We start from the raw sequence: 24,348 nt of genomic DNA on the forward strand, positions 1-24,348 counted from the left end.
TTAACATATTAATAATACACCCCGGGCAGGGGCGAGTTTGAGGCTTGTAAGACATGAGACTGACATCTAAAGGGCGTTATGCCGTGACCGCAATGCTGGACGTTGCACTCAACTCCGAAGCGGGCCCGGTTCCGTTGGCTGATATTTCCGAGCGTCAGGGAATTTCCCTCTCCTACCTGGAGCAGTTGTTCTCCCGTCTGCGTAAAAATGGCTTAGTCGCCAGCGTACGTGGTCCGGGCGGCGGTTACCTGCTGGGTAAAGACGCAAATACCATTGCCGTTGGCGAAGTAATTAGCGCGGTTGACGAATCAGTAGACGCAACCCGCTGCCAGGGTAAAAGCGGCTGCCAGGGTGGCGATAAGTGCCTGACCCATGCGCTGTGGCGCGATCTGAGCGACCGTCTGACCGGTTTCTTAAACAACATCACGCTGGGCGAACTGGTGAACAACCAGGAAATCCTTGATGTGTCCGATCGTCAGCACAGTAACGAATCCCATCGCAACACCCGCGGTCAAGACGCTATCGACGTCAAACTGCGCGCATAATAAAAACAGAATTCAGAATCGGGCCAGGGCACAAAACAGTGCCCTGTTAACGCGGTCGTACATCCAGCCGGTTGCCTGATTCCTTGCATTAGAGCGATGTACGGAGTTTAAAGAGCAATGAAATTACCGATCTATCTCGATTACTCCGCAACCACGCCGGTGGATCCGCGTGTTGCCGAGAAAATGATGCAGTTTCTGACCCTGGACGGGACCTTTGGTAACCCTGCTTCCCGTTCTCACCGTTTTGGCTGGCAGGCTGAAGAAGCGGTAGATATCGCCCGTAACCAGATTGCAGAACTGGTTGGTGCGGACCCGCGTGAAATCGTCTTCACTTCCGGTGCAACCGAATCCGATAACCTGGCGATCAAAGGTGCAGCCAACTTTTATCAGAAAAAAGGCAAGCACATTATCACCAGCAAAACCGAACACAAAGCCGTGCTGGACACCTGCCGTCAGCTGGAGCGCGAAGGTTTCGAAGTGACCTATCTCGCCCCGCAACGCAACGGCATTATCGATCTGAAAGAGCTGGAAGCGGCGATGCGTGAAGACACCATCCTCGTTTCCATCATGCACGTGAACAACGAAATCGGCGTGGTGCAGGATATCGCGGCAATCGGCGAAATGTGCCGTGCGCGCGGCATTATCTACCATGTTGACGCCACCCAGAGCGTCGGCAAGCTGCCTATCGACCTGAGCCAGTTGAAAGTTGATCTGATGTCCTTCTCCGCTCATAAAATTTATGGACCGAAAGGCATTGGCGCACTGTATGTTCAGCGTAAACCGCGTGTGCGTATTGAAGCGCAGATGCACGGCGGCGGTCATGAGCGCGGCATGCGTTCCGGCACCCTGCCAGTTCACCAGATCGTTGGCATGGGCGAAGCGTACCGCATCGCGAAAGAAGAGATGGCGAGCGAAATGGAACGTCTGCGCGGCCTGCGTAGCCGTCTGTGGAACGGCATCAACGACATCGAAGAAGTTTATCTGAACGGCGATCTCGAACATGGCGCACCGAACATTCTCAACGTCAGCTTTAACTACGTTGAAGGCGAGTCGCTGATCATGGCGCTGAAAGACCTGGCTGTGTCCTCCGGCTCTGCCTGTACGTCTGCAAGCCTGGAACCGTCCTACGTGCTGCGCGCACTGGGCATGAATGATGAGCTGGCGCACAGCTCCATCCGTTTCTCTTTAGGTCGTTTTACCACCGAAGAAGAAATTGATTACACCATCGCGCTGGTACGCAAATCCATCGGCCGTCTGCGTGAACTCTCTCCGCTGTGGGAAATGTTCAAACAGGGCGTGGATTTGACCACCATCGAATGGGCTCATCATTAATTGTTGCGCAAGCAGGAGAAGAAAAAATGGCTTATAGCGAAAAAGTAATCGATCACTATGAAAACCCGCGCAATGTTGGCTCGTTCGACAACGACAACACCGTTGGTAGCGGCATGGTTGGCGCACCGGCGTGCGGCGACGTGATGAAACTGCAGATCAAAGTTAACGATAAAGGCATTATCGAAGACGCGCGTTTTAAAACTTACGGTTGCGGCTCTGCAATCGCTTCCAGCTCGCTGGTCACCGAGTGGGTGAAAGGCAAGTCTCTGGACGAAGCGCAGGCGATTAAAAACACCGATATCGCTGAAGAGCTGGAACTCCCGCCGGTGAAAATTCACTGTTCTATCCTGGCGGAAGATGCGATCAAAGCCGCGATTGCGGATTACAAAAGCAAACAAGAAGCGAAATAAGGCGGGAGGTTGTTGTCATGTCCATTAGCCTGAGCGACAGTGCTGCCGCGCGAGTCAATACCTTCCTGACCAACCGTGGTAAAGGGTTTGGTCTGCGTCTGGGGGTAAGAACCTCCGGTTGTTCTGGTATGGCTTATGTCCTTGAATTTGTCGATGCACCGAACGAAGAAGACACGGTGTTTGAAGACAAAGGCGTGAAGGTAGTGGTTGACGGCAAAAGCCTGCAATTCCTCGACGGCACTCAACTGGACTTCGTAAAAGAAGGCCTGAACGAAGGGTTTAAATTTACCAACCCGAACGTCAAAGACGAGTGCGGTTGCGGCGAAAGCTTCAACGTTTAATCGCCACCATCCGATGACCCCACCGCAGCGTCCTGCGCGTGGGGTTTGTTTCGATTGCATACCCGGAATTGTTATGGATTACTTCACCCTCTTTGGGTTGCCGGCCCACTATTCGCTCGATGTTCAGGCGCTGGTGACACGTTTCCAGGATCTGCAACGTCAGTTCCACCCGGACCGCTTTGCGAACCGCCCACAGGCGGAGCAACTGGCTGCCGTCCAGCAATCCGCTACCATTAATCAGGCATGGCAAACGCTGCGCAACCCGCTAACGCGCGCAGAATATTTGCTGTCGCTGCACGGTTTTGATTTAGCCTCCGAGCAGCACACGGTGCGTGATACCGCCTTCTTGATGGAGCAGCTTGAGCTGCGTGAAGAACTGGACGAGATTGAAAAAGCGCAAGATGCGGCTCGCCTGGAAGCATTTCAACAGCGTGTGAAAGGGATGTATGACACGCGCCATCGGCAAATGGTGGAGCAATTAGATAGCCAGACGTGGGATGCGGCGGCGGATACCGTGCGTAAACTGCGTTTTCTCGATAAACTGCGCAGCGCAACAGAACAACTCGAAGAAAAACTGCTCGGTTTTTAATTTTTTTGGAAGCACATCATGGCCTTATTACAAATCAGTGAGCCCGGTCTGAGCGCCGCGCCGCACCAGCGTCGTTTGGCGGTGGGGATCGACCTCGGCACCACCAATTCATTGGTTGCCACCGTGCGCAGCGGGCAGGCGGAAACGCTGGCCGACAGCGCCGGACGCCACCTGCTGCCCTCGGTAGTTAACTACCAGGCCGACAGCCATGTTGTCGGCTATGACGCTCGCACCAACGCCGCGCTGGATTCAGTGAACACCATCAGTTCGGTTAAACGCCTGATGGGGCGCAGCCTGGCTGATATTCAGGCGCGTTACCCGCACCTGCCGTGGCAGTTCCAGCCCAGCGAAAATGGTCTGCCGATGATTGTCACACGTGGCGGTCTGGTTAACCCGATTCGCGTCTCTGCGGATATCCTCAAAGCCCTTGCCGCGCGTGCGCAAGAGACGCTTTCCGGCGATCTGGACGGCGTGGTGATCACCGTTCCTGCCTATTTTGATGACGCGCAACGCCAGGGCACTAAAGATGCGGCGCGTCTGGCGGGCTTGCATGTATTGCGTCTGCTGAACGAACCGACCGCTGCGGCTATCGCTTACGGTCTGGATTCCGGCAAAGAAGGCGTGATTGCCGTTTATGACCTGGGCGGCGGCACCTTTGATATCTCTATTTTGCGCCTGAGCCGTGGCGTTTTCGAAGTGCTGGCAACCGGCGGAGATTCCGCGCTCGGTGGCGACGATTTCGACCATCTGCTGGCGGATTACATTTGCGAACAGGCGGGCATTACCGATCGCAGCGACGCGCGCCAACAGCGCGAATTGCTGGATGCGGCGATTGCCGCAAAAATCGCCCTCAGCGATGCCGACAGCGTCACCGTTGAGGTGGCGGGCTGGCAGGGAACGATTGCACGTACCGAGTTTGAAGCGTTGATTTCATCGCTGGTCAAACGCACTTTACTCTCTTGCCGCCGCGCGCTGAAAGATGCGGGTGTGGAAGCGCAAGAGGTGCTGGAAGTGGTCATGGTTGGTGGCTCAACGCGTGTGCCGCTGGTGCGTGAGCGGGTGGGCGAGTTCTTTGGCCGCATGCCGCTGACGTCAATTGACCCGGATAAAGTGGTGGCGATTGGCGCGGCAATCCAGGCGGATATTCTGGTCGGTAACAAGCCGGACAGCGAAATGCTGCTGCTGGACGTCATTCCGCTCTCCCTTGGGCTGGAAACCATGGGCGGCCTGGTAGAAAAAGTGATCCCGCGTAACACCACCATTCCGGTGGCGCGCGCGCAGGAGTTCACCACCTTCAAAGATGGCCAGACCGCGATGTCTATCCATGTGATGCAGGGCGAGCGTGAGCTGGTGGCTGACTGCCGTTCACTGGCGCGTTTTGCGCTGCGTGGTATTCCGGCGATGCCAGCGGGTGGGGCGCATATTCGCGTCACTTTCCAGGTGGATGCTGACGGGCTGCTTAGCGTGACCGCGATGGAGAAATCCACCGGGGTGGAAGCCTCCATTCAGGTGAAACCGTCTTACGGCCTGACCGATGGCGAAATCGCCGACATGATTAAAGACTCCATGAGTTTCGCCGAGCAAGACGTGAAAGCGCGCATGCTGGCGGAGCAGAAAGTGGAAGCCGCGCGCGTGCTGGAAAGCCTTGCCAGTGCGCTTGCCGCTGACGCCGCGCTGTTAAGCGCCGCAGAGCGTACGGAGATCGACAACGCAGTCGCGCAGTTGCGCGCAGTTGCTGACGGCGATGACACCGACGCGATAGAACAAGCCATTAAAAATGTAGATAAACAAACCCAGGAATTTGCCGCACGCCGGATGGATCAATCCGTACGTACCGCGCTGAAAGGCCATTCCGTCGACGAGGTTTAATATGCCTAAAATTGTTTTTCTGCCTCATCAGGATCTCTGTCCGGATGGCGCAGTTCTGGAAGCTAAGAGCGGTGAAACCATTCTTGATGTCGCCCTGCGCGGCGGAATTGAGATTGAGCATGCCTGCGAAAAATCCTGCGCCTGCACCACCTGCCACTGCGTGGTTCGTGAAGGTTTTGACTCGTTGCCGGAAAGCAGCGAAGACGAAGACGACATGCTGGATAAAGCGTGGGGTCTGGAGCCGGAGAGCCGTTTAGGTTGCCAGGCGCGCGTGACTGATGAAGATCTGGTGGTTGAAATTCCACGCTACACCATCAACCATGCGCGGGAGCACTGATATGGGGCTGAAATGGACCGATAGCCGTGAAATCGGCGAGGCGCTGTATGACAGCCGCCCGGACGTGGATCCGAAAACTGTGCGTTTCACCGATATGCATCAGTGGGTCTGCGAGCTGGAAGAGTTTGACGATGATCCGAATGCATCGAATGAAAAAATTCTCGAAGCGATTCTGCTAGTCTGGTTAGACGAAGCATCGTAATCATCAAACGGGCTGCCTTCGGGCGGCCCGTTTTCATGAACAGCCATAAGGATAAAAATAATGACAGAAGCTATGAAAATTACGCTGACAACGCAAAGCGCCGACGCGCGCTGGGGTGAAAAAGCCACTTACAGCATCAATAACGACGGCATCGCGCTGCATTTGACCGGGAAAGATGACGTAGGCCTGATCCAACGCGCCGCACGTAAAATCGACGGCATGGGCATCAAGCATGTTGCCCTGAGCGGTGAAGGCTGGGACGCGGATCGCAGCTGGGCGTTCTGGGCCGGTTACAAAGGGCCGAAAGGCACCCGCAAAGTGGAGTGGGCGCCGCTTAATGACGCCGAGCAAAAAGAGCTGGATAGCCGCCTGCTGGTGATCGACTGGGTGCGCGACACCATCAACGCCCCGGCGGAAGAACTGGGGCCGGAGCAACTGGCGCAGCGCGCGGTCGATCTGTTGTACAAAGTCGGCGGCGATAACGTCTCTTACCGCATCACCAAAGGTGAAGATCTGCGTGAGCAGAACTATCTCGGTCTGCATACGGTTGGCCGTGGTTCTGAGCGCCCGCCGGTACTACTGGCGCTGGACTTCAACCCGACCGGTAACCCGGATGCGCCGGTTTATGCCGCGCTGGTCGGTAAAGGCATTACCTTCGATTCCGGCGGTTACAGCATTAAGCCGACTTCTTCAATGGATTCAATGAAATCCGACATGGGAGGTGCGGCGCTGGTGACCGGTGCGCTGGCGTTTGCTATCAATCGCGGCCTCGATAAACGCATCAAATTGTACCTATGCTGTGCGGATAACCTGATTAGCGGTAACGCCTTCAAACTGGGCGATATCATCCGTTATCGTAACGGTAAAACCGTCGAAATCATGAATACCGATGCGGAAGGGCGCCTGGTGCTGGCAGATGGCCTGATCGACGCTTCTGCGCAGAAACCGCAGCTGATTATCGATGCGGCGACGCTGACCGGTGCGGCGAAAACCGCGCTGGGCAATGATTACCACGCGCTGTTCAGCTTTGACGATGCGCTTGCCGGGCGTTTGCTCAGCAGCGCGAGCGCGGAAAACGAGCCGTTCTGGCGTTTGCCGCTGGCCGAGTTCCATCGCAATCAACTGCCGTCTAACTTCGCTGAACTGAACAACACCGCTGGCGGTTCCTTCCCGGCGGGGGCGAGCACGGCGGCCGGTTTCCTGTCGCACTTTGTTGAAAACTACCAGCAGGGCTGGCTGCACATCGACTGCTCAGCAACCTATCGTAAAGCGGCGGTTGAGCAGTGGGCCGCAGGGGCGACCGGCCTTGGCGTACGTACCCTGGCGAATCTGTTAACCGCGAAGTAATCTTTTTCCTCTCCCGCAAGGGAGAGGAAACTCTCTGGAACCACTATGTCAGAAAGCAAAAACGAATTAGAAACTCTGCTGGAACAGGCCGCAACCGAGCCTGCTTATCGTCCGGCATTTTTCCGCACGCTGTTGGAATCCACGGTTTGGGTGCCAGGAACGGCGGCAGAAGGCGAAGCCATTGTTGAAGACAGCGCGCTTGATTTACAGCACTGGGAAAAAGATGACGGCACATCCGTGATCCCGTTCTTTACCTCGCTGGACGCGCTGCAACAGGCAGTAGAAGAAGAGCAGGCATTTGTGGTGATGCCTGCGCGCACACTGTTTGAAATGACGCTCGGAGAAACGCTGTTTCTCAATGCGAAGCTGCCGACCGGCAAAGAGTTCACTGCGCGTGAAATCAGCCACCTGGTGGGCGAAGAGGGCAGTCCGTTAAGCCAGCAGGAAGTGCTGGAGGGCGGCACGGCGCTGCTACTTTCCGAAGTGGCTGAACCGCCCGCGCAAATGGTGGATTCGCTGACCACGCTGTTTAAGAGCATCAAAACCGTGAAGCGCGCGTTTCTCTGTTCAATCAAAGAAAAGGCTGATGAGCAGCCCAATCTGCTGATTGGTATTGAGGCCGAAGGCGATATCGAAGAGATTATTCACGCGGCGGGCAGTGTGGCAACCGATACGCTGCCGGGCGATGAGCCGGTGGATATTTGCCAGGTCGTTGAAGGTGAGAAAGGGATTAGCCATTTTATGATGGCGCATATTACCCCTTTCTACGAGCGGCGCTGGGGAAGTTTCCTGCGCGACTTTAAGCAAAATCGCATTATTTAATTATCGGGCGGTATGCAATGTACCGCCTTTTATTATTTTAAATTTTTAATTATTAGTATTTTATTAATAACGTTGTGCGGTTTTGTTGTCGATTCCATAAATTATGTATTAGCCATATACCTGTGATACGGTGCGTTTTTACGTTACTTTACGGTTAATTTTTATGGACAAAAAAAGCCTGCTGTACTGCTTCGGCGTACCCTTAATTCTCTTCTTTTACGCCTGCTGGCAGAATATCCGCATTAACGAAGTGGATGTTTACCAGGTCACGCAATATGGCTTTGTTGGCCACAGCGTATTTGCCGATATGTCGCGCCAGATCCTCGCCAAAGCCGGAATGTTGTTTTCCCTGTTGGGCTTGATTGCCAGTACCAGTTCGGTACTTCTCTGTGTTTTAAGCGTACGGAAAGCCCGTATATCTGCGGAAAAGTTAATTGCCGCGTTTACCCTTTGTCGCAAGTTACTGCCGTTTATTATGGTCGGCCTAATGGCGTCGATTGGTTTTGCGCTGGTCTGTGTTCTGCTGTATGAAGTTTTCTGGATCTACACGCTCGGAAGGGCGAGCGCCTTTAATATCAAACTGGTGATATTTGTCTTGCTGATCATCGGTTCACTGGTATTTATGGTGCTGAAAAGCCTGTTCTTACTCAAAAAATGCTTCGCACTTTTTGAGCCACAAGATATGCAGGTGCACGGTGCAGCCGTTTCTGAAACCGACGCGCCGGAATTGTGGCGCTGGGTCAGAGAATTAGCTCAGCACGGGCAGGCAATTGTGCCGGATAATATTGTCGTCGGTTTATTTGAGGGGTTTTATGTCACCGCAAGCCCGGTGCAAATTGAAAAAGGCGCGCGATTAACCGGTAACACGCTCTATTTCCCGCTCAGCTACGCCGCGTTTATGGATAAAGATGAAGTAGCCGCCGTGATTGGCCATGAGCTGGGGCACTTTTCCGGTAATGATACCGTCTACACCCTGCATTTCGCCGGGCTGTATGCCGGTATGGAAAACAGTCTCGACTATTTTTATCGCGATGTGGCGAGCAGCGGCTGGCTTGAGCGGCTGGCGCTCAACCCGACCATTCATCTTGGCCTCTGGTTTTACCGTCAGTTTCACGAAACGGTCAATGGCTGGAGCCGTGTGCGTGAACTGGCGGCGGACGCCGCGGGCGCACGTACCAGCTCGCCGCAGGCGCTGGCGGCTTCACTCCTGCGTTTCTCTGCGCTCAATGAACGCTTTAACGCGCCGATGGAGCTGTTCTTTAACAGCAAGCTTGAGACGCACGACCTGGTGCTCAGCCTGTTTGCCGCGCTGCGTGAGGGCGGGCGTTTTGATGTTGCCGCCTCGCTTGAACAGGAACTGGCGCACCCAACAGACAGCCACCCGCCGACGCGCGCGCGTATCGAGCAACTGAATGTGCCGCTGGATGAAGCGCTGCTGGCCAGGGCGTCGCGTCCGGCGGATGAGGCGGATTACCAGTGGATGCGCAGTTTATTCCGCGATGCATCGGCTATTTCAGCCGCGTTAACCGCCGGAATGGCGCGCAATGTGGAAGCGCACCATGACGCTTATCAGGCCGAATTAGAGAATCTGGCTGCACATTCCACAGAAAGCGTTGTTGTTTCGTTGCGTAAGAAAAATTTCTGGTTGTTTCTGGTGCTGGCGGTGCTCTGTATTGCCGGAGCCGGTTTGGTCCTCACTCTGAGTATCCAGTGGAACGCCACCGCCAATAGCTCGATGGAGAAGATAATCTTTGGTCTGGTCGCCGGTGGGCTGATCTTTGGGCTGGCGAGTTGGACGATGTATACGCGGGTGCGTCAGCCGCTGTTCACGTTGACTGCGCAAGGTATCGAGAGCTATCAGCTCAGCGCGCCGCTCTTGCTGGCGGAGATTGAAAATATTGATATTCGTAGCGTCAATGAGTGGGTGTTTATCGATCTCTACTGGCGGGAAGGCTATCAGCCGCCGACTTGCACCGTGGGGCGCTTGTTCCGCAATTTTACGTTTGAGCCGAAGAAACACAAAGTGGTGGTAAGCCTGCCCGGCGGGGTGTTGAAAGGCGCACAGCGTGAAAAAATGTCGATTGAGGAGCTGTATGTCGCGCTGCATGAATACATTCAGGCTGCCTGGGCACGGCGTGAGCTGAATCATTCATAATTCGCTGGCTTGATAATGCTTGCCGCTCGTCGGCAAGCATTATTGCGTCGCTTCGAGCAGCAGCAGATCCATCAGCAGTACCAGGTTGGACTCGAACGAGGTGATCCCGGCGGCTTCAGCGGCAAAATGCACCGCTTCGTCGTACAGCGCGAAATGGATATCCGCCAGCGCCGCCAGCGGGTTCACCGATGCGCGGGTAAACGCCACCACCGTCATGCCAACGGTGTGCGCAATACGGGCTTTATCCAGCACTTGTTCCGTTTCACCGCTGCGGGAAACGGCAATAAACACCTGGTAGCGTGCCGCGTTACTGAGAAAGATATTCCTGCTGTCGCCAGGCCCGGAGATAAACGCGGTCTTGCCCAGCACCTGCAATTTCTTGGTCAGATACTCGGCAAACAGATAGGAAAACCCTGCGCCATACAGAAAAAAGCTCTCCTGCTCATGCAGCAGGGCGGCGAATTGTCGCCGCTTTTCGGCACTCACCCACTGAAAAGTACGCTGGTAATTCGCCATAAACTGCGCAAAAGCGGCGGGTAGCTCAGCGGATTCGCCCTGTGGCCCGGTAATATGCGGCGTGTCTGCCAGCCGCTGCTTGCAATGCCAGATAAACTCGCTAAAACCACTAAAACCGAGCTTTTGGCACAGGCGAATAATGGTGGCGGTGGAGACAAATGTCGCCTGCGCCAGTTCGCGTACCGTGATCTTTCCCACCAGCAACGGGTGTTCCGTCAGGTGCGCAAGAACGCGATATTCCGCGCGGGTCAGCGACTCCCCGCGCGTCAGCAGTGGTGCCAGTCGGTTGTCCATTTACGCTGTTTCTATGGGTAAATCGTCACGTGCGCCCCATTCACTCCAGGAGCCGTCATACAGCGTCACGTTACTTGCACCAAGCGTTTCCAGTGCAAGGATCACCACCGATGCCGTCACGCCGGAGCCGCAGCTGGCAATAATCGGTTTGTGCAGATCCACACCCTGACGGCGGAAAATTGCCGCCAGCTCATCGGTGGTTTTCAGCTCGCCTTCGACGACTAAATCGACCCACGGCACATTCAGCGCACCGGGGATATGGCCACGCTTCAGACCTGCGCGCGGTTCATCCACTTCGCCATTAAAACGCGGGGCAGGGCGAGCATCGACAATTTGTGCCGTGCCTTCGTGGCTCGCCAGCAGCACATCGGTCAATTTCTTCACCACGTGAGGGTCGAAATTGGCGTTAAAATCGGATTCCGGCAGCGGCACATCGCCTTTTTGTAGCGGCAGGGCATCACGCTGCCAGCCCGCCAGGCCACCAGCCAGAATCGAGACGTTCTCCACGCCGTGATTACGCAGCATCCACCAGGCGCGCGGGGCAGAGAAGAGATTGCCTTCGTCATACACCACCAGATGTTTATCCTGATTGATGCCCAGTTCGCGCATTGCCACGGCGAACGCTTCCGGGCGCGTCAGCATATGCGGCAGCGACGTGGTGTGGTCGGAAAGGGCTTCGATATCAAAAAAGACCGCACCGGGAAGATGCCCGGCGCGGTATTCCGCTCTCATGTCGCGATGCTCCTGACCCACTGGCGCCATCCGCGCATCAATCAGCTGGATTTCGGGATCATCGCTATGCTCTATCAGCCAGTCGGCCGCGACAAAAAACGAGGTGGACATGGTTGTCTCCGTGTCATCAACAGTAACCTGAATTGTTAACGTTTTTTCATGACCCGACAAGCCGACATCGCTAACGCCGCGAGCAACCTCGTTATTTTTATGCTGGTTTGCCGTTTTCCCATGCTTTTTGCAGCGCAGGCCAGTAGTCACGATTGGCCTCGATCATCTCATCCAGAATTGCTTTCGCATGCTGCATGGTGGGTACGGTGCGGTTCAGTGTGAATGCCTGCAGCGCTTTCTCGTAACTGCCTTCAATGGTGGCTTCCACCAGCAGTTGTTCCGACGCCAGTTGCTGCATTAGCAAAGTCTGATGGAACAGCGGCACCGCACCCATCCGCACCGGTTCCGGCCCTTCACTGGTGATATACGCCGGGACTTCCACCATGGCATCGTAAGGCAGGTTAGCAATCGCCCCTTTGTTTTCCACAATCACCAGGTGGCGCTGGCGCAGGTCAAAAGCCAGCGAACACGCGACATCGACGATAAATGCGCCGTGCACGCCCACATGGAACGCATCCGGCAGGATACCGGTGCGCTGATATTCGGCAGCAGCGGCAAACAATTTTTTCTCGCGCCCGTCCATCACTTCATTGGCGCGGGTGTAATCGGCATTTTGATGCGCAACGATGTCGTTTGGCATCAGGTAATACTGCAAATAGGGGTTCGGCAAAAACTCCGGGAAGTGATCCATAATCGGCTTGATGTTGCGCCAGGTTTTTACCCACGAGGGATCCGCGTGTTGCGGATCGGTTTGCGCAGCATCTTCAGTCAGCAGACCAAAACGGGCAACGTGCTCGCGCAGCTCCGGCAGACGGTCTTCGCCATCCACACGCACTTTGGTAAACCAGCCAAAGTGATTCAAACCGAAGTAATCCACCTCCAGTTTGTGGCGATCAACGCCGAGGATCGCGCCCATATTGCGCATTGCTGCCACCGGCATATCGCAAATATTCAGCACGCGTGCGTTAGGCCGCAGGCAGCGTACCCCTTCGGCGACAATCGCTGCCGGATTGGAGTAGTTAACGATCCAGGCGCTTTTATCAGCGTAACGTTCCACCAAATCGATGAGTTCTACCATCGGTAAAATGGTTCGCAGCCCGTAAGCCAGCCCGCCCGGGCCGCAGGTTTCTTGGCCAACCACACCGTGGCGCAGCGGGATCTTTTCATCCTGTTCACGCATTTTGTACTGACCGACGCGCATCTGTGCAAAAACAAAGTGCGCACCGCGAAACGCGGTTTCGGCGTCACTGGTAACGGTAAATTTGATGCTCTGGCTGTGGTCGCGAATCACTTTTTCCACCACTGGCGCAATGGTATTTTGCCGGGCTTCATCAATATCGTAGAGGCGGATTTCCGCCAGCGGAAAATCTTCCAGTCTCACCATCAGGCTTTTGACAATGCCTGGTGTGTAGGTGCTGCCGCCACCGGCGATCGATAAAATAAACGGGGGTTTAATCATTTCTGGACTCCTTTAGAGAAACATCTCAACCGCTTCTCGCATTTTTTTGACATGCAGCCCGTAGACCACCTGAACGTTATTACCTTGTTTGATCACGCCTTTTGCGCCCGTCGTTTTCAACTGCGGCTCATTGATCACCGCTGTGTCTTTCACCGTCACGCGCAGGCGGGTGTAGCAGTTATCCACCACTTCAATATTGGCGCGCCCACCCAGCCCTTCGATAATCGCTTCGCCAACTGCGTCGTTGCTACCTTTGGCCTGATAATCCTGCTTGCTGTAAAGGCGAGTCTCTTCGCTGTCATCCTCTCGCCCTGGTGTTTTCATATCGAAGCGTAAGATCAGGAAACGGAAGATAACGAAGTAGAGGGCGAACATGATGAGCCCGACGAGGATGTACATCGGCCAGTTGGATTTCTCTGTGCCGAGCGGCAAGTTGTAGAGAATGAAATCGATAATGCCGTTCGCACCAATGGCATGAACGCCGAACAGTGAAAACAGCATCATGCCAATGCCGGTCAGCACGGCGTGAACCACAAACAGCAGCGGCGCGACAAACAGAAATGAGAACTCAATCGGTTCGGTCACGCCCACCAGCAACGAGGTGAGTGCGGCGGGGATCAGAATCGCTTTCGCTGCGGCTTTGCGCTCGGGTTTCGCGGTGACATACATCGCCAGCGCGGCGGCGGGCAGGCCGAACATTTTACTGATGCCGCGCGCATCCCACACTGCGGTACTGCTTAATTGCGTAACGCTGGGGCAGGCCATTTCCGCGAAATAGATATTGCGTGCGCCCTGGTAGGTGCTGCCGCAGACATCCGCTGTACCGCCCAACTCCGTGTACAGAAACGGCGTGTAAACCAGATGATGCAACCCGGTCGGCACCAGAATGCGCTCCAGAAATCCGTACACCGCGACGCCGAATGGTCCTGCGTCTTTAATCGCCAACGCTAGCGTGCTGATGCCGTGCTGGGCAAAGGGCCAAAGCTCACTCATTACTACGCCGAGCACGATGGACACCGGCAACATAATAATGGCGACGAAACAGTGGCCGGAGTAAATCGCCATCGCGCCGGAAAACTGCACGCTGGAATATTTATCATACAGATAGCCCGACAGCGCGCCGGTGAGGATCCCGGCGAAAACGCCCATCTCCAGCACTTGCACGCCCAGCACCATGCTTTGCCCGGCGGCTTTCATCTGCGCGGCGGGGGCCAGCGCGCCCTGCATCTGCAGGGTGACATTCATGGCGTTGATGAAAACAATGAACGTCACCAGACCAATTAACGCGGCATAGCCTTTATCCCGCGAGGCCAGCCCAACCGGGATACCAACGGCAAATACCAGTGCCAGGTTAGCCAGCACCGAAACGGCGGATTTGGCAATTAACTGGCCGACGTTTTGAATAAACGGGTGACCGAGAAAAGGTAAATATTCGGCCAGGTTGCCGTTGCCAAAGATATTTCCAAAGGCAATAAACAAACCGACGATGGGCAAAATGAGCACCGGACCAAAGAGGGACTTACCAAAATTTTGTAGGGCATTCACGGCTCTGGACATAATGTTCTCTCTTATTAGAACCGCGCACAAAGGTGCACAGACCGCTTAACGTTAGCAGCCAGTGATAAGAAATATCCAGCTATCTTATTGTTTTAAAAACAAATGACCCATAACGTAACATGTTACATTGCGGGGTGTGATCGGGTTAACAGCGAGGGTGAAGAACGTTAACTGCGCTTTGCGAGGCGCTTTCCAGAATTCATCGGCGGTTTTGAAATTGTCACGGTTGCGCATAATAATGTGTGAGCCTCTTTCAACAGGTTACTTAACCAGGGATAACGAATGAAACCGCTATGTCTTGCGGCGCTGACTCTTGCGCTCGTCACCACCTTTACGCTCGTGGGCTGCGATGATAACGATAAGCCTCAGGCCGCCAGCGCACCCGAATCGAAAGCTGCGCCAGCGGCAGAGCAAAAAACACAGACGGCTATCCCGCAGGATAAAGCGAAGCTGGCTCAGCTTGCCGCACGCAGCGAAGGCAAACCGTTAACGCTGCTGGATGCCTCTGAAGTGCAGCTGGACGGCGCGGCGACGTTAGTGCTGACCTTCTCGGTGCCGCTGGATCCTGACCAGAACTTTGCTTCCGCCGTGCATCTGGTGGATAAAAAAAGTGGCAAAGTCGATGGCGCCTGGGAACTGGCACCAAACCTGAAAGAGCTGCGCCTGCGCCATCTCGAACCTAACCGCGAGCTGCTGGTATCGGTTGATAAAGGGCTGCTGGCGTTGAACAAGGCTACTTTCGCTAGCGATTACGAAAAAACAATCACCACCCGCGATGTGCAACCGAGTGTTGGTTTTGCCAGCCGTGGTTCGCTGCTGCCAGGAAAAGTGGTGGACGGGCTGCCGGTGATGGCGCTGAACGTGGACAGCGTTGACGTCAATTTTTACCGCGTGAAACCGGAATCGCTGGCCGCGTTTATCAGCCAGTGGGAGTACCGCAGTTCGCTATCGAACTGGGAATCTGAAACGCTCCTGAAAATGGCTGACCTGGTTTACACCGGTCGTTTCGATCTCAACCCAACCCGCAACACACGTGAAAAACTGCTGTTACCGCTTAGCGGTATCCAGCCGTTACAGCAAACTGGTGTTTACATCGCGGTGATGAACCAGGCCGGACATTACAACTACAGCAATGCCGCCACCTTGTTCACCCTCAGTAACATTGGCCTTTCTGCGCACCGTTACCACAACCGGCTGGATATCTTCACTCAGGGGCTGGAAAACGGCGCTGCGCTCGCCGGTATTGAAGTGATGCTGCTGAACGAGAAAGGGCAAACTCTGGCGCAGGCCACCAGCGATAGCGATGGTCATGCCACACTCAATACCGATAAAGACGCGGCGCTGATCCTTGCGCGCAAAGCGGGTGAAACCACGCTGCTGGATCTGAAATTACCAGCGCTGGATCTTGCCGAGTTCGCCATCGCAGGCGATCCGGGCTACAGCAAACAGTTCTTTATGTTCGGCCCGCGCGATCTCTATCGCCCTGGTGAAACGGTGATCCTTAATGGCCTGCTGCGTGACAGCGACGGCAAGCCTCTGGCAGAGCAGCCGGTAAAACTTGAGGTGGTGAAACCGGACGGGCAGGTGATCCGCACGGTGGTTAACCAACCGCAAAATGGGCTGTACCAATTTACTTATCCGCTGGAAGCCAGCGCGCAAACCGGCATGTGGCACATCCGTGCGAACACCGGTGATAATCTTTCTCGTGAGTGGAGTTTTCACGTTGAAGATTTCATGCCAGAGCGCATGGCGCTGAATATTACACCGCAGCCAGAGCCTGTTGAGCCTGCTGCGGATGTGGTGTTTAACATTGACGGGCACTATCTCTACGGCGCGCCCGCCAGCGGTAACAGCCTGCAAGGCCAGCTGTTCCTGCGCCCGCTGCGCGAAGCCGTTCCCGCACTGCCGGGTTTCCAGTTTGGCGATATTGCCGAAGAGAACCTGAGCCGTAGCCTGGATGAAGTGCATCTGACGCTGGATAAACAAGGGCAGGGCGAAATCACCACGCCGAGCCAGTGGCAGGACTCGCACTCGCCGTTGCAGGTGATTTTACAAGCCAGCCTGCTGGAATCAGGCGGTCGCCCGGTGACACGCCGAGCAGAACAGGCCATCTGGCCTGCGCAAGCGCTGCCGGGCATTCGTCCACAGTTTGCCTCCAAAGCGGTGTATGACTATCGCACTGACACCACCGTGAACCAACCGATTGTCGATGAGGGCAGCAATGCTGCTTTTGACATCGTCTATACCGATGCCAGTGGCGCGAAAAAAGCGGTCACCGATTTGCAGGTGCGCTTGATTCGTGAACGCCGCGATTACTTCTGGAACTGGTCGGAAAGCGAAGGCTGGCAGTCGCAATTCGACCAGAAAGATCTGGTGGAAGGCGAACAGAACCTGACGCTGGCGGCAGATGAAACCGGAAAAGTCAGTTTCCCGGTGGACTGGGGTTCTTACCGACTGGAAGTGAAAGGGCCGGATGACACCATCAGTAGCGTGCGCTTCTGGGCCGGTTACAGCTGGCAGGACAACACCGACGGCGCAGGTGCGGCAAGGCCGGATCGCGTCACCATGAAACTGGATAAACCGGCCTACAAACCGGGCGATACCATCAAATTGCACGTCACCGCGCCTGCCGCAGGAAAAGGCTACGCGATGATCGAATCCAGCGAAGGTCCGCTGTGGTGGAAAGAGATCGATGTGCCGGCAGAGGGCGTTGATCTGAGTATCCCGGTCGATCAGAAATGGCAGCGCCACGATCTCTATATCAGCACGCTGGTGGTGCGCCCTGGCGATAAATCGAAATCCGCCACGCCAAAACGTGCGGTAGGTTTACTGCATCTGCCGATGGGCGATGAGAACCGCCGCCTGGACGTGACGCTCGATGCGCCGCAGAAAATGCGTCCTAACCAACCCCTGACGGTGAAAGTTAAAGCAGCGGTTAAAAACGGCGCCACGCCAAAACAGATCAACGTGCTGCTTTCCGTCGTGGACAGCGGTGTGCTGAACATTACCGATTATGTGACGCCGGATCCGTGGCAGGGCTTTTTCGGCCAGAAACGCTACGGTGCGGATATCTACGATATTTACGGCCAGGTGATTGAAGGGCAGGGACGTCTGGCGGCGCTGCGCTTTGGCGGCGATGGCGAAGAGCTTAACCGCGGCGGCAAACCGCCAGTCAACCATGTCACCATTATTGCTCAGCAGGCACAGCCAGTAACGCTTGATGAAAATGGCGAAGGTACAGTGAGCTTGCCGATTGGCGATTTCAACGGTGAACTGCGCGTGATGGCGCAAGCCTGGACGGCGGAAGACTTTGGTAGCAACGAAAGTAAAGTGATTGTTGCCGCACCGGTGATTGCGGATCTCAATATGCCCCGTTTCCTCGGCAGCGGCGATACGTCTCGCCTGACGCTGGATCTGACTAACCTGACCGATCAACCGCAAACGCTCAATGTCGCGCTGACTGCGAGCGGCCTGCTGGCACTGGAAAGCGGTCAACCGGAACCGGTTAAGCTCGCTGCCGGAGAGCGCACCACGCTGTTTATTCCGGTGAGCGCGCTGGAGGGATTTGGCGATGGCGAGATCAGCGCACAAATCAGTGGCCTGACATTACCGGGGGAAACGTTCGCACCGCAGCAAAAGCAGTGGAAAATCGGCGTGCGTCCACCGTTCGCGGCACAGACGGTCAATAGTGGTGTGATGCTTAACCCGGGTGAGAGCTGGCATACACCGGGGCAGCACCTTGCCAATATTTCACCTGTGACGTTGCAAGGGCGCTTACTGCTTAGCGGCAAGCCGCCGCTGAACCTGGCGCGCTATATCGAAGAATTGCGTGCTTATCCGTACGGCTGTCTTGAACAGACCACCAGCGGGTTGTTCCCGTCGCTTTATACCAACGCCGCGCAGTTGAAAGCGCTGGGTATTAAAGGCGACAGCGATGAGCAGCGCCGCGCGGCGGTGGATATAGGCATCTCCCGCCTGCTGCAAATGCAGCGCGAAGATGGCGGTTTCGCGCTGTGGGACAAGAGCGGGCCGGAAGAGTACTGGTTGACGGCTTACGTCACCGACTTCCTGGTTAGCGCGTCTGCGCAGGGGTATAGCGTGCCTATGGACGCGCTGAATAACGCCAATAACCGCTTACTGCGCTATTTGCAGGATCCGGCGGCCATGTCCATTCGCTATACCGACGATGCGCCGGCAACCAAGTTCGCCGTACAAAGCTATGCCGGTCTGGTGCTGGCGCGTCAGCAGAAAGCGCCATTAGGCGCACTGCGTGAAATTTGGCAACGTCATGAGCAGGCCAAAGCGGCGCTGCCTTTGATGCAGCTTGGCGTGGCGCTGAAACTGATGGGCGATGCGCAGCGCAGCGAACAAGCGTTAGCGCTGGCTCTGAAAACGTCTCGCCCGCAGTCTGGTCACTGGCTGGCTGACTACGGCAGCGAACTGCGTGATAACGCATTGATGCTGGCGCTGCTGGAAGAGAATAACCTGCTGCCACAAGAGCAGCCGCGCCTGCTGGCGACGCTCGCCGAGCAGGCCTACGGCCAGCGCTGGTTGTCGACACAGGAGAGCAACGCGCTGTTTATGGCCGGGCGTAATCTGCAAAACGCCACTGGCGCGTGGCAGGCACAAACCTCTCTTGATGCAGCAGGGCTCGGTGGCGATCGTCCGCAAAGCCGCAATCTCAGTGCCGATCAACTGGGGGCATTGCAGGTTACCAATAACGGCAGCACACCGCTGTGGTTGCGTCTCGACAGTACCGGTTATCCGGAACAGGCACCTGCGCCGTCCGGGAAGGTATTAAAAATTGAGCGTACGTTCCTGGGAACCGATGGTCGCAGTAAATCGCTTTCGTCACTGAAAAGCGGTGAACTGGTGCTGGTGCGTCTCGACGTGAACGCCAGCCAGAATGTACCGGATGCGCTGGTGGTTGATTTACTGCCTGCTGGACTGGAGCTGGAAAACCAGAATCTCGCCGATAGCAGCGCCAGTTTGCAAGATAGCGGCAGTGAAGTGCAGGATCTGCTGAATCGCATGCAACAAGTGGATATCCAGCATATGGAGTTTCGTGATGACCGTTTTGTTGCTGCGGTGCCGGTAAATGCAGGGGAGTGGGTCACGCTGGTCTACCTGGCCCGCGCGGTTACGCCAGGCACCTATCAGGTTCCTGCTCCACAGGTGGAGTCAATGTATGTTCCGCAGTGGCGCGCGACCGGGGCGACCAGTGGTCCGCTGATTATCGTACCGTAACGTGAGGATTGTACATCTGATACGCACCCGCTGGCGCTGGCTGGTGGGTGTTCCGCTGCTGTTGGTATTGGGCGTTATGGCTGCTGATAAGATCTGGCCGTTGCCGCTTAGCGAGGTTGATCCGGCGCGGGTAGTCGTGGCCGAAGACGGTACGCCGCTGTGGCGTTTTGCCGATGCCGACGGTATCTGGCGCTACCCGGTCACCATCGAAGAGGTATCGCCACACTATCTACAGGCGCTGATCCAGTATGAGGATCGCTGGTTCTGGGCGCATCCGGGGGTGAATCCACTGTCGATTGCACGTGCAGCCTGGCAGGATCTGCGTTCCGGCCATGTTGTTTCCGGCGGCAGTACGTTGACAATGCAGGTTGCTCGCTTGCTCGATCCGCATCCGCGTACTTTCGGCGGCAAGGTGCGTCAGCTGTGGCGGGCACTGCAACTGGAGTGGCACCTCTCAAAACGTGAAATACTCACGCTTTATCTGAACCGCGCGCCGTTTGGCGGCACGTTGCAAGGCGTGGGGGCAGCGAGTTGGGCTTATTTAGGTAAGCCGCCGGCGAAGCTCAGCTATTCCGAAGCGGCGCTGTTAGCGGTTCTGCCACAGGCACCCAGCCGCTTACGCCCGGATCGCTGGCCGCAACGTGCGCAGGCCGCGCGCGACAAAGTGCTGGAGCGCATGGTGTCGCAAAAGGTGTGGTCGGCAACGCAGGTGGCAGAGTCACGCGAAGAACCTGTCTGGCTGGCTCCGCGTCAGATGCCGCAACTGGCACCGCTCTTCGCCCGGCGGATGCTTGGTGAAAGCAAGGCGCTGAAAATCACCACCACGCTGAATGCCAGCCTGCAACGTCAGCTTGAAGATCTGGCGTTAAATGTGAAAAGCCGCCTGCCAGCTCGCAGCTCGCTGGCGATAATCGTCGTTGACCACACGGATATGAAAGTGCGCGGTTGGGTTGGCTCCGTGGATATTAATGACGACAGCCGTTTCAGCCATGTGGATATGGTCAGCGCCATCCGTTCGCCGGGCTCGGTGTTAAAACCTTTTATTTATGGTCTCGCGCTGGATGAGGGGCTGATTCATCCGGCCTCGCTGTTACAGGATGTGCCACGCCGGGTGGGCGATTATCGACCCGGTAATTTTGACAGCGGTTTCCATGGCCCGGTAAGCATGAATGAAGCGCTGGTACGTTCTCTTAATTTACCGGCGGTGCAAGTGCTGGAAGCCTACGGACCGAAAAAATTTGCCGGAAATCTGCGCAACGTCGGTTTGCCGTTGATTTTGCCGACGGGAGCGGAACCGAATTTGTCGCTGATCCTCGGCGGCGCAGGTGCGCGGCTGGAAGATATTGCTGCAGCTTATACGGCGTTTGCCCGTGAGGGGAAAGCGGGAAGCCTGCGTCTGACACCCGACGCCCCGCTGATGGAGCGACGGTTGATGTCGCCGGGCGCAGCATGGATTATTCGCCGCATTCTCGCCGGAGAAGCTCAACCGGTGCCAGATGAAGCGTTGCCGCAAGTGGTGCCGCTGGCGTGGAAAACCGGCACTAGCTATGGCTATCGCGATGCATGGGCGATAGGGATTAATGCTCGCTACGTGATAGGCATCTGGACGGGGCGACCTGACGGTACGCCCGTTGCCGGGCAGTTCGGTTTTGCCAGCGCGGTGCCGTTACTTAACCAGGTCAATAATCTGTTGCAGCCGCGCTCAGCGCTTGAACAGGCGAGACTGCCGCGCGACCCGCGCCCGCAAACAGTCAGCAGCGGCGTCATTTGTTGGCCTGGTGGGCAAAGCTTACCTTCCGGCGACAGCAATTGTCGCCGTCGACTCACTACCTGGCTGTTGGACGGTAGCCAGCCGCCAACGCTGTTATTGCCGGAGCAGGAAGGCGGGCATGGGATCAATTTCCCGCTCTGGCTGAATAAAGAGGGGCGAAGGGTTGCCGCAGATTGCCCTAACGCACAGCAGAAAACATGGATCGCCTGGCCGTTGCCGCTGGAGCCGTGGCTACCCGCTGGTGAACGCCGTGCAGCCCGTTTACCGACGGCGGATAAACGCTGCCCGCCTCGTGACGATAACGCACCGCCGCCACTGTTATTAAGCGGCGTGCGTGAAGGTGCGGTTATCAAACGCATTCCCGGCCAGGCATTTGCCTTGCTACCGCTACAAAGCAGCGGTGGTGAAGGCGGTCGTTGGTGGTTTTTGAATGGTGAACCTTTAGCCTCGCATAGCAACTTATTGAGCCTGAAACTTGATAAAAGCGGGGAGTATCAGATATTGGTTATGGATGATGCAGGGCAGATTGCGTCAGTGCAGTTTGCTGTGCAATAACCGATGAAATGGCGCTGTTGGCTGAAGGTGTTGCTAAAAATAGTCTTATTTTAAAAAAATGTTACCTTCATCCATAGGCAACGCCCATATTGCTCTTTATAATCCGCGCCACATCTATTCAGGGCAACAGAACAACTTACAGAGGTAAACATGGCTATTGAACGTACTTTTTCCATCATTAAACCGAACGCGGTGGCAAAAAACGTTATTGGCGGCATCTTCTCTCGCTTTGAAGCGGCAGGGTTCAAAATTGTTGGCACCAAAATGCTGCACCTGACCGTTGAGCAGGCGCGCGGTTTCTATGCCGAGCACGAAGGTCGCCCGTTCTTTGACGGTCTGGTTGAATTCATGACCTCCGGCCCGATCGTGGTTTCCGTACTGGAAGGTGAAAACGCGGTGCAGCGTCACCGTGACCTGCTGGGCGCAACCAACCCGGCTAACGCGCTGGCAGGCACCCTGCGCGCTGACTACGCGGACAGCTTCACCGAGAACGGCACCCACGGTTCTGACTCCGTTGAATCTGCTGCGCGTGAAATCGCCTACTTCTTCGCCGAAGGCGAAGTGTGCCCGCGCACCCGTTAATCACACGTTAAACGTGTAACGAGGTTTACACTTTAATTTGTGAAAAGCCGCGTGCAAACGTGGTATCTGTGCGTCAGAATTTGTACAATGCTGCGCCCCAGGATGAGCCGACGCTTTCCTGGGGCGCTTCTTTTTAACCCTCCACGGGCCACAACGTGTAATAACGAGGCCGGAATACATTATGACTGAACAAATTGTCATGCCTGAGAACGACGCTCTCACGGTGCCAAACAAAGATGCAAAAATTAACCTGCTGGATTTAAACCGTCAGCAGATGCGTGAATTTTTCAAAAACTTAGGCGAAAAACCCTTCCGCGCCGATCAGGTGATGAAGTGGATGTACCACTATTGCAGCGACGACTTTGATGAGATGACCGACATCAACAAAGTGCTGCGCAACAAATTAAAAGACGTCGCCGAAATTCGTGCGCCGGAAGTGGTGGAAGAACAACGCTCCTCCGACGGCACCATCAAGTGGGCGATTGCCGTGGGCGATCAGCGCGTTGAAACCGTCTACATCCCGGAAGAGGATCGCGCAACGTTGTGCGTTTCTTCCCAGGTAGGTTGTGCGCTGGAGTGTAAATTCTGCTCCACTGCTCAGCAGGGCTTTAACCGTAACCTGCGCGTTTCGGAAATTATCGGCCAGGTGTGGCGCGCGGCGAAAATTATCGGCGCGGCGAAAGTCACCGGTAACCGCCCCATTACCAACGTGGTGATGATGGGCATGGGCGAGCCGTTGCTCAACCTGACCAACGTCGTTCCGGCGATGGAAATTATGCTGGATGATTTTGGCTTTGGGCTCTCCAAACGCCGCGTTACGCTTTCCACCTCCGGCGTGGTTCCGGCGCTGGATAAACTGGGCGATATGATCGACGTTGCGCTGGCCATCTCTCTGCATGCGCCAAACGACGAGATTCGCGATGAAATTGTACCGATCAATAAAAAGTACAACATCGAGACGTTCCTCGCCTCCGTACGTCGTTATCTGGAAAAATCCAACGCTAACCAGGGCCGTGTGACTATCGAGTATGTGATGCTGGATCACGTTAACGATGGCACTGAACATGCGCACCAGTTGGCGGAGTTGCTGAAAGATACGCCGTGTAAGATCAACCTGATCCCATGGAACCCGTTCCCGGGCGCGCCGTATGGCCGAAGCTCTAACAGCCGTATCGATCGCTTCTGTAAGGTGCTGATGAGTTATGGTTTCACCACTATCGTGCGTAAAACGCGTGGCGATGATATCGATGCCGCGTGTGGTCAGTTGGCGGGGGATGTGATTGACCGTACCAAACGTACGATGCGTAAGCGTATGCAGGGCGAGCCTATTGAGATCAAGGCACTATAATCATCAGTTGCAGCGCGAAGAATATGCTGCATTTTGTGGAAATGTCGAATATTTGGCCTGTACACATACAGGCCATTAATAATTACGGTGCGTTTCTCCTGACTTTAAGGCAGTATGTAGTGATGGAACAACGGCTTAGCAAAAAGTGCTGAAAGCTGTTCTGTTATGACGAGCCTGACAGTCCTATACTGTGGGCCAGGTTTAACCGACCCGGTTTTTTCGCGGCG

General features: G+C 55.6%; 19 protein-coding genes. 15 read left to right on the top strand and 4 right to left on the bottom strand.

The genetic code is table 11. From position 1 onward, the window contains the following. The first annotated feature begins 53 nt into the window (after window positions 1-53). The 11 genes from iscR to ACFX4O_RS16645 all read left to right on the top strand — a co-directional run bounded on the left by iscR (window position 54) and on the right by ACFX4O_RS16645 (window position 9,949). Complete coding sequence (gene iscR, locus ACFX4O_RS16595) at window positions 54-545, top strand: Fe-S cluster assembly transcriptional regulator IscR (protein WP_131406454.1); 492 nt, start codon at window positions 54-56, stop codon at window positions 543-545. A gap of 117 nt (window positions 546-662) precedes the next feature. Continuing rightward, the gene (iscS, locus tag ACFX4O_RS16600; protein WP_131406456.1) at window positions 663-1,877 is read left to right on the top strand and encodes a cysteine desulfurase; all 1,215 of its coding nucleotides are present in this window, start codon (window positions 663-665) and stop codon (window positions 1,875-1,877) included. A 26-nt stretch (window positions 1,878-1,903) separates the two neighbouring features. After that, window positions 1,904-2,287 carry a Fe-S cluster assembly scaffold IscU gene (gene iscU / locus ACFX4O_RS16605; RefSeq protein WP_131406458.1) on the top strand — a complete coding sequence of 128 codons (384 nt, stop codon included), beginning with the start codon at window positions 1,904-1,906 and terminating at the stop codon, window positions 2,285-2,287. A 17-nt stretch (window positions 2,288-2,304) separates the two neighbouring features. After that, window positions 2,305-2,628, top strand: coding sequence for an iron-sulfur cluster assembly protein IscA (gene iscA, locus ACFX4O_RS16610; protein WP_131406460.1), 324 nt, complete (start codon window positions 2,305-2,307; stop codon window positions 2,626-2,628). 73 nt (window positions 2,629-2,701) lie between these two features. Further along, window positions 2,702-3,217 (top strand): co-chaperone HscB, encoded by a 516-nt coding sequence (gene hscB, locus ACFX4O_RS16615; RefSeq protein ID WP_380209896.1) that lies wholly within the window; start codon window positions 2,702-2,704, stop codon window positions 3,215-3,217. Window positions 3,218-3,235: 18 nt separating this feature from the next. Continuing rightward, window positions 3,236-5,086, top strand: coding sequence for a Fe-S protein assembly chaperone HscA (gene hscA, locus ACFX4O_RS16620; RefSeq protein WP_380209898.1), 1,851 nt, complete (start codon window positions 3,236-3,238; stop codon window positions 5,084-5,086). A 1-nt stretch (window position 5,087) separates the two neighbouring features. After that, on the top strand, window positions 5,088-5,423 hold the full coding sequence (fdx, locus tag ACFX4O_RS16625; RefSeq protein WP_039079657.1) for an ISC system 2Fe-2S type ferredoxin: 336 nt from the start codon (window positions 5,088-5,090) through the stop codon (window positions 5,421-5,423). A gap of 1 nt (window position 5,424) precedes the next feature. Then, window positions 5,425-5,625, top strand: coding sequence for a Fe-S cluster assembly protein IscX (gene iscX / locus ACFX4O_RS16630; protein WP_131406466.1), 201 nt, complete (start codon window positions 5,425-5,427; stop codon window positions 5,623-5,625). Between the two features lie 60 nt (window positions 5,626-5,685). Further along, window positions 5,686-6,972, top strand: coding sequence for an aminopeptidase PepB (gene pepB / locus ACFX4O_RS16635; protein WP_380209900.1), 1,287 nt, complete (start codon window positions 5,686-5,688; stop codon window positions 6,970-6,972). Window positions 6,973-7,017: 45 nt separating this feature from the next. Continuing rightward, window positions 7,018-7,794 (top strand): enhanced serine sensitivity protein SseB, encoded by a 777-nt coding sequence (sseB, locus tag ACFX4O_RS16640; RefSeq protein ID WP_380209902.1) that lies wholly within the window; start codon window positions 7,018-7,020, stop codon window positions 7,792-7,794. A 163-nt stretch (window positions 7,795-7,957) separates the two neighbouring features. Further along, the gene (locus tag ACFX4O_RS16645; RefSeq protein ID WP_380209904.1) at window positions 7,958-9,949 is read left to right on the top strand and encodes a M48 family metalloprotease; all 1,992 of its coding nucleotides are present in this window, start codon (window positions 7,958-7,960) and stop codon (window positions 9,947-9,949) included. Between the two features lie 39 nt (window positions 9,950-9,988). Here ACFX4O_RS16645 and ACFX4O_RS16650 read toward each other — a convergent pair whose 3' ends face one another. The 4 genes from ACFX4O_RS16650 to ACFX4O_RS16665 form a co-directional block, all read right to left on the bottom strand. Next, window positions 9,989-10,759, bottom strand: a complete 771-nt coding sequence (locus tag ACFX4O_RS16650) for a MurR/RpiR family transcriptional regulator (protein ID WP_131406474.1) — start codon at window positions 10,757-10,759, stop codon at window positions 9,989-9,991. After that, entirely contained in the window at window positions 10,760-11,602 is an 843-nt protein-coding gene (sseA, locus tag ACFX4O_RS16655) for a 3-mercaptopyruvate sulfurtransferase (protein WP_380209906.1), read from the bottom strand. It lies immediately after the preceding gene. Window positions 11,603-11,699: 97 nt separating this feature from the next. Beyond that, window positions 11,700-13,061, bottom strand: a complete 1,362-nt coding sequence (locus ACFX4O_RS16660; RefSeq protein WP_380209908.1) for a 6-phospho-alpha-glucosidase — start codon at window positions 13,059-13,061, stop codon at window positions 11,700-11,702. Window positions 13,062-13,073: 12 nt separating this feature from the next. Further along, complete coding sequence (locus ACFX4O_RS16665) at window positions 13,074-14,618, bottom strand: PTS transporter subunit EIIC (protein WP_380209910.1); 1,545 nt, start codon at window positions 14,616-14,618, stop codon at window positions 13,074-13,076. 282 nt (window positions 14,619-14,900) lie between these two features. On the opposite strand from ACFX4O_RS16665, the gene ACFX4O_RS16670 reads away from it, so the two are divergent. The 4 genes from ACFX4O_RS16670 to ACFX4O_RS16685 all read left to right on the top strand — a co-directional run bounded on the left by ACFX4O_RS16670 (window position 14,901) and on the right by ACFX4O_RS16685 (window position 24,121). Further along, entirely contained in the window at window positions 14,901-19,865 is a 4,965-nt protein-coding gene (locus ACFX4O_RS16670) for an alpha-2-macroglobulin (protein ID WP_380209912.1), read from the top strand. Window position 19,866: 1 nt separating this feature from the next. Further along, a complete protein-coding gene (pbpC, locus tag ACFX4O_RS16675) occupies window positions 19,867-22,191 on the top strand; it encodes a peptidoglycan glycosyltransferase PbpC (RefSeq protein WP_380209914.1) in 2,325 nt (774 codons plus the stop codon). Window positions 22,192-22,341: 150 nt separating this feature from the next. Continuing rightward, window positions 22,342-22,773, top strand: a complete 432-nt coding sequence (ndk, locus tag ACFX4O_RS16680; protein ID WP_131406485.1) for a nucleoside-diphosphate kinase — start codon at window positions 22,342-22,344, stop codon at window positions 22,771-22,773. A 181-nt stretch (window positions 22,774-22,954) separates the two neighbouring features. Further along, on the top strand, window positions 22,955-24,121 hold the full coding sequence (locus ACFX4O_RS16685) for a bifunctional tRNA (adenosine(37)-C2)-methyltransferase TrmG/ribosomal RNA large subunit methyltransferase RlmN (RefSeq protein WP_131406487.1): 1,167 nt from the start codon (window positions 22,955-22,957) through the stop codon (window positions 24,119-24,121). The last annotated feature ends 227 nt before the right edge of the window (window positions 24,122-24,348 follow it).

The sequence above is a fragment of the Kosakonia sp. YIM B13571 genome (genome assembly GCF_042788095.1).
Classification (GTDB): domain Bacteria; phylum Pseudomonadota; class Gammaproteobacteria; order Enterobacterales; family Enterobacteriaceae; genus Kosakonia; species Kosakonia quasisacchari.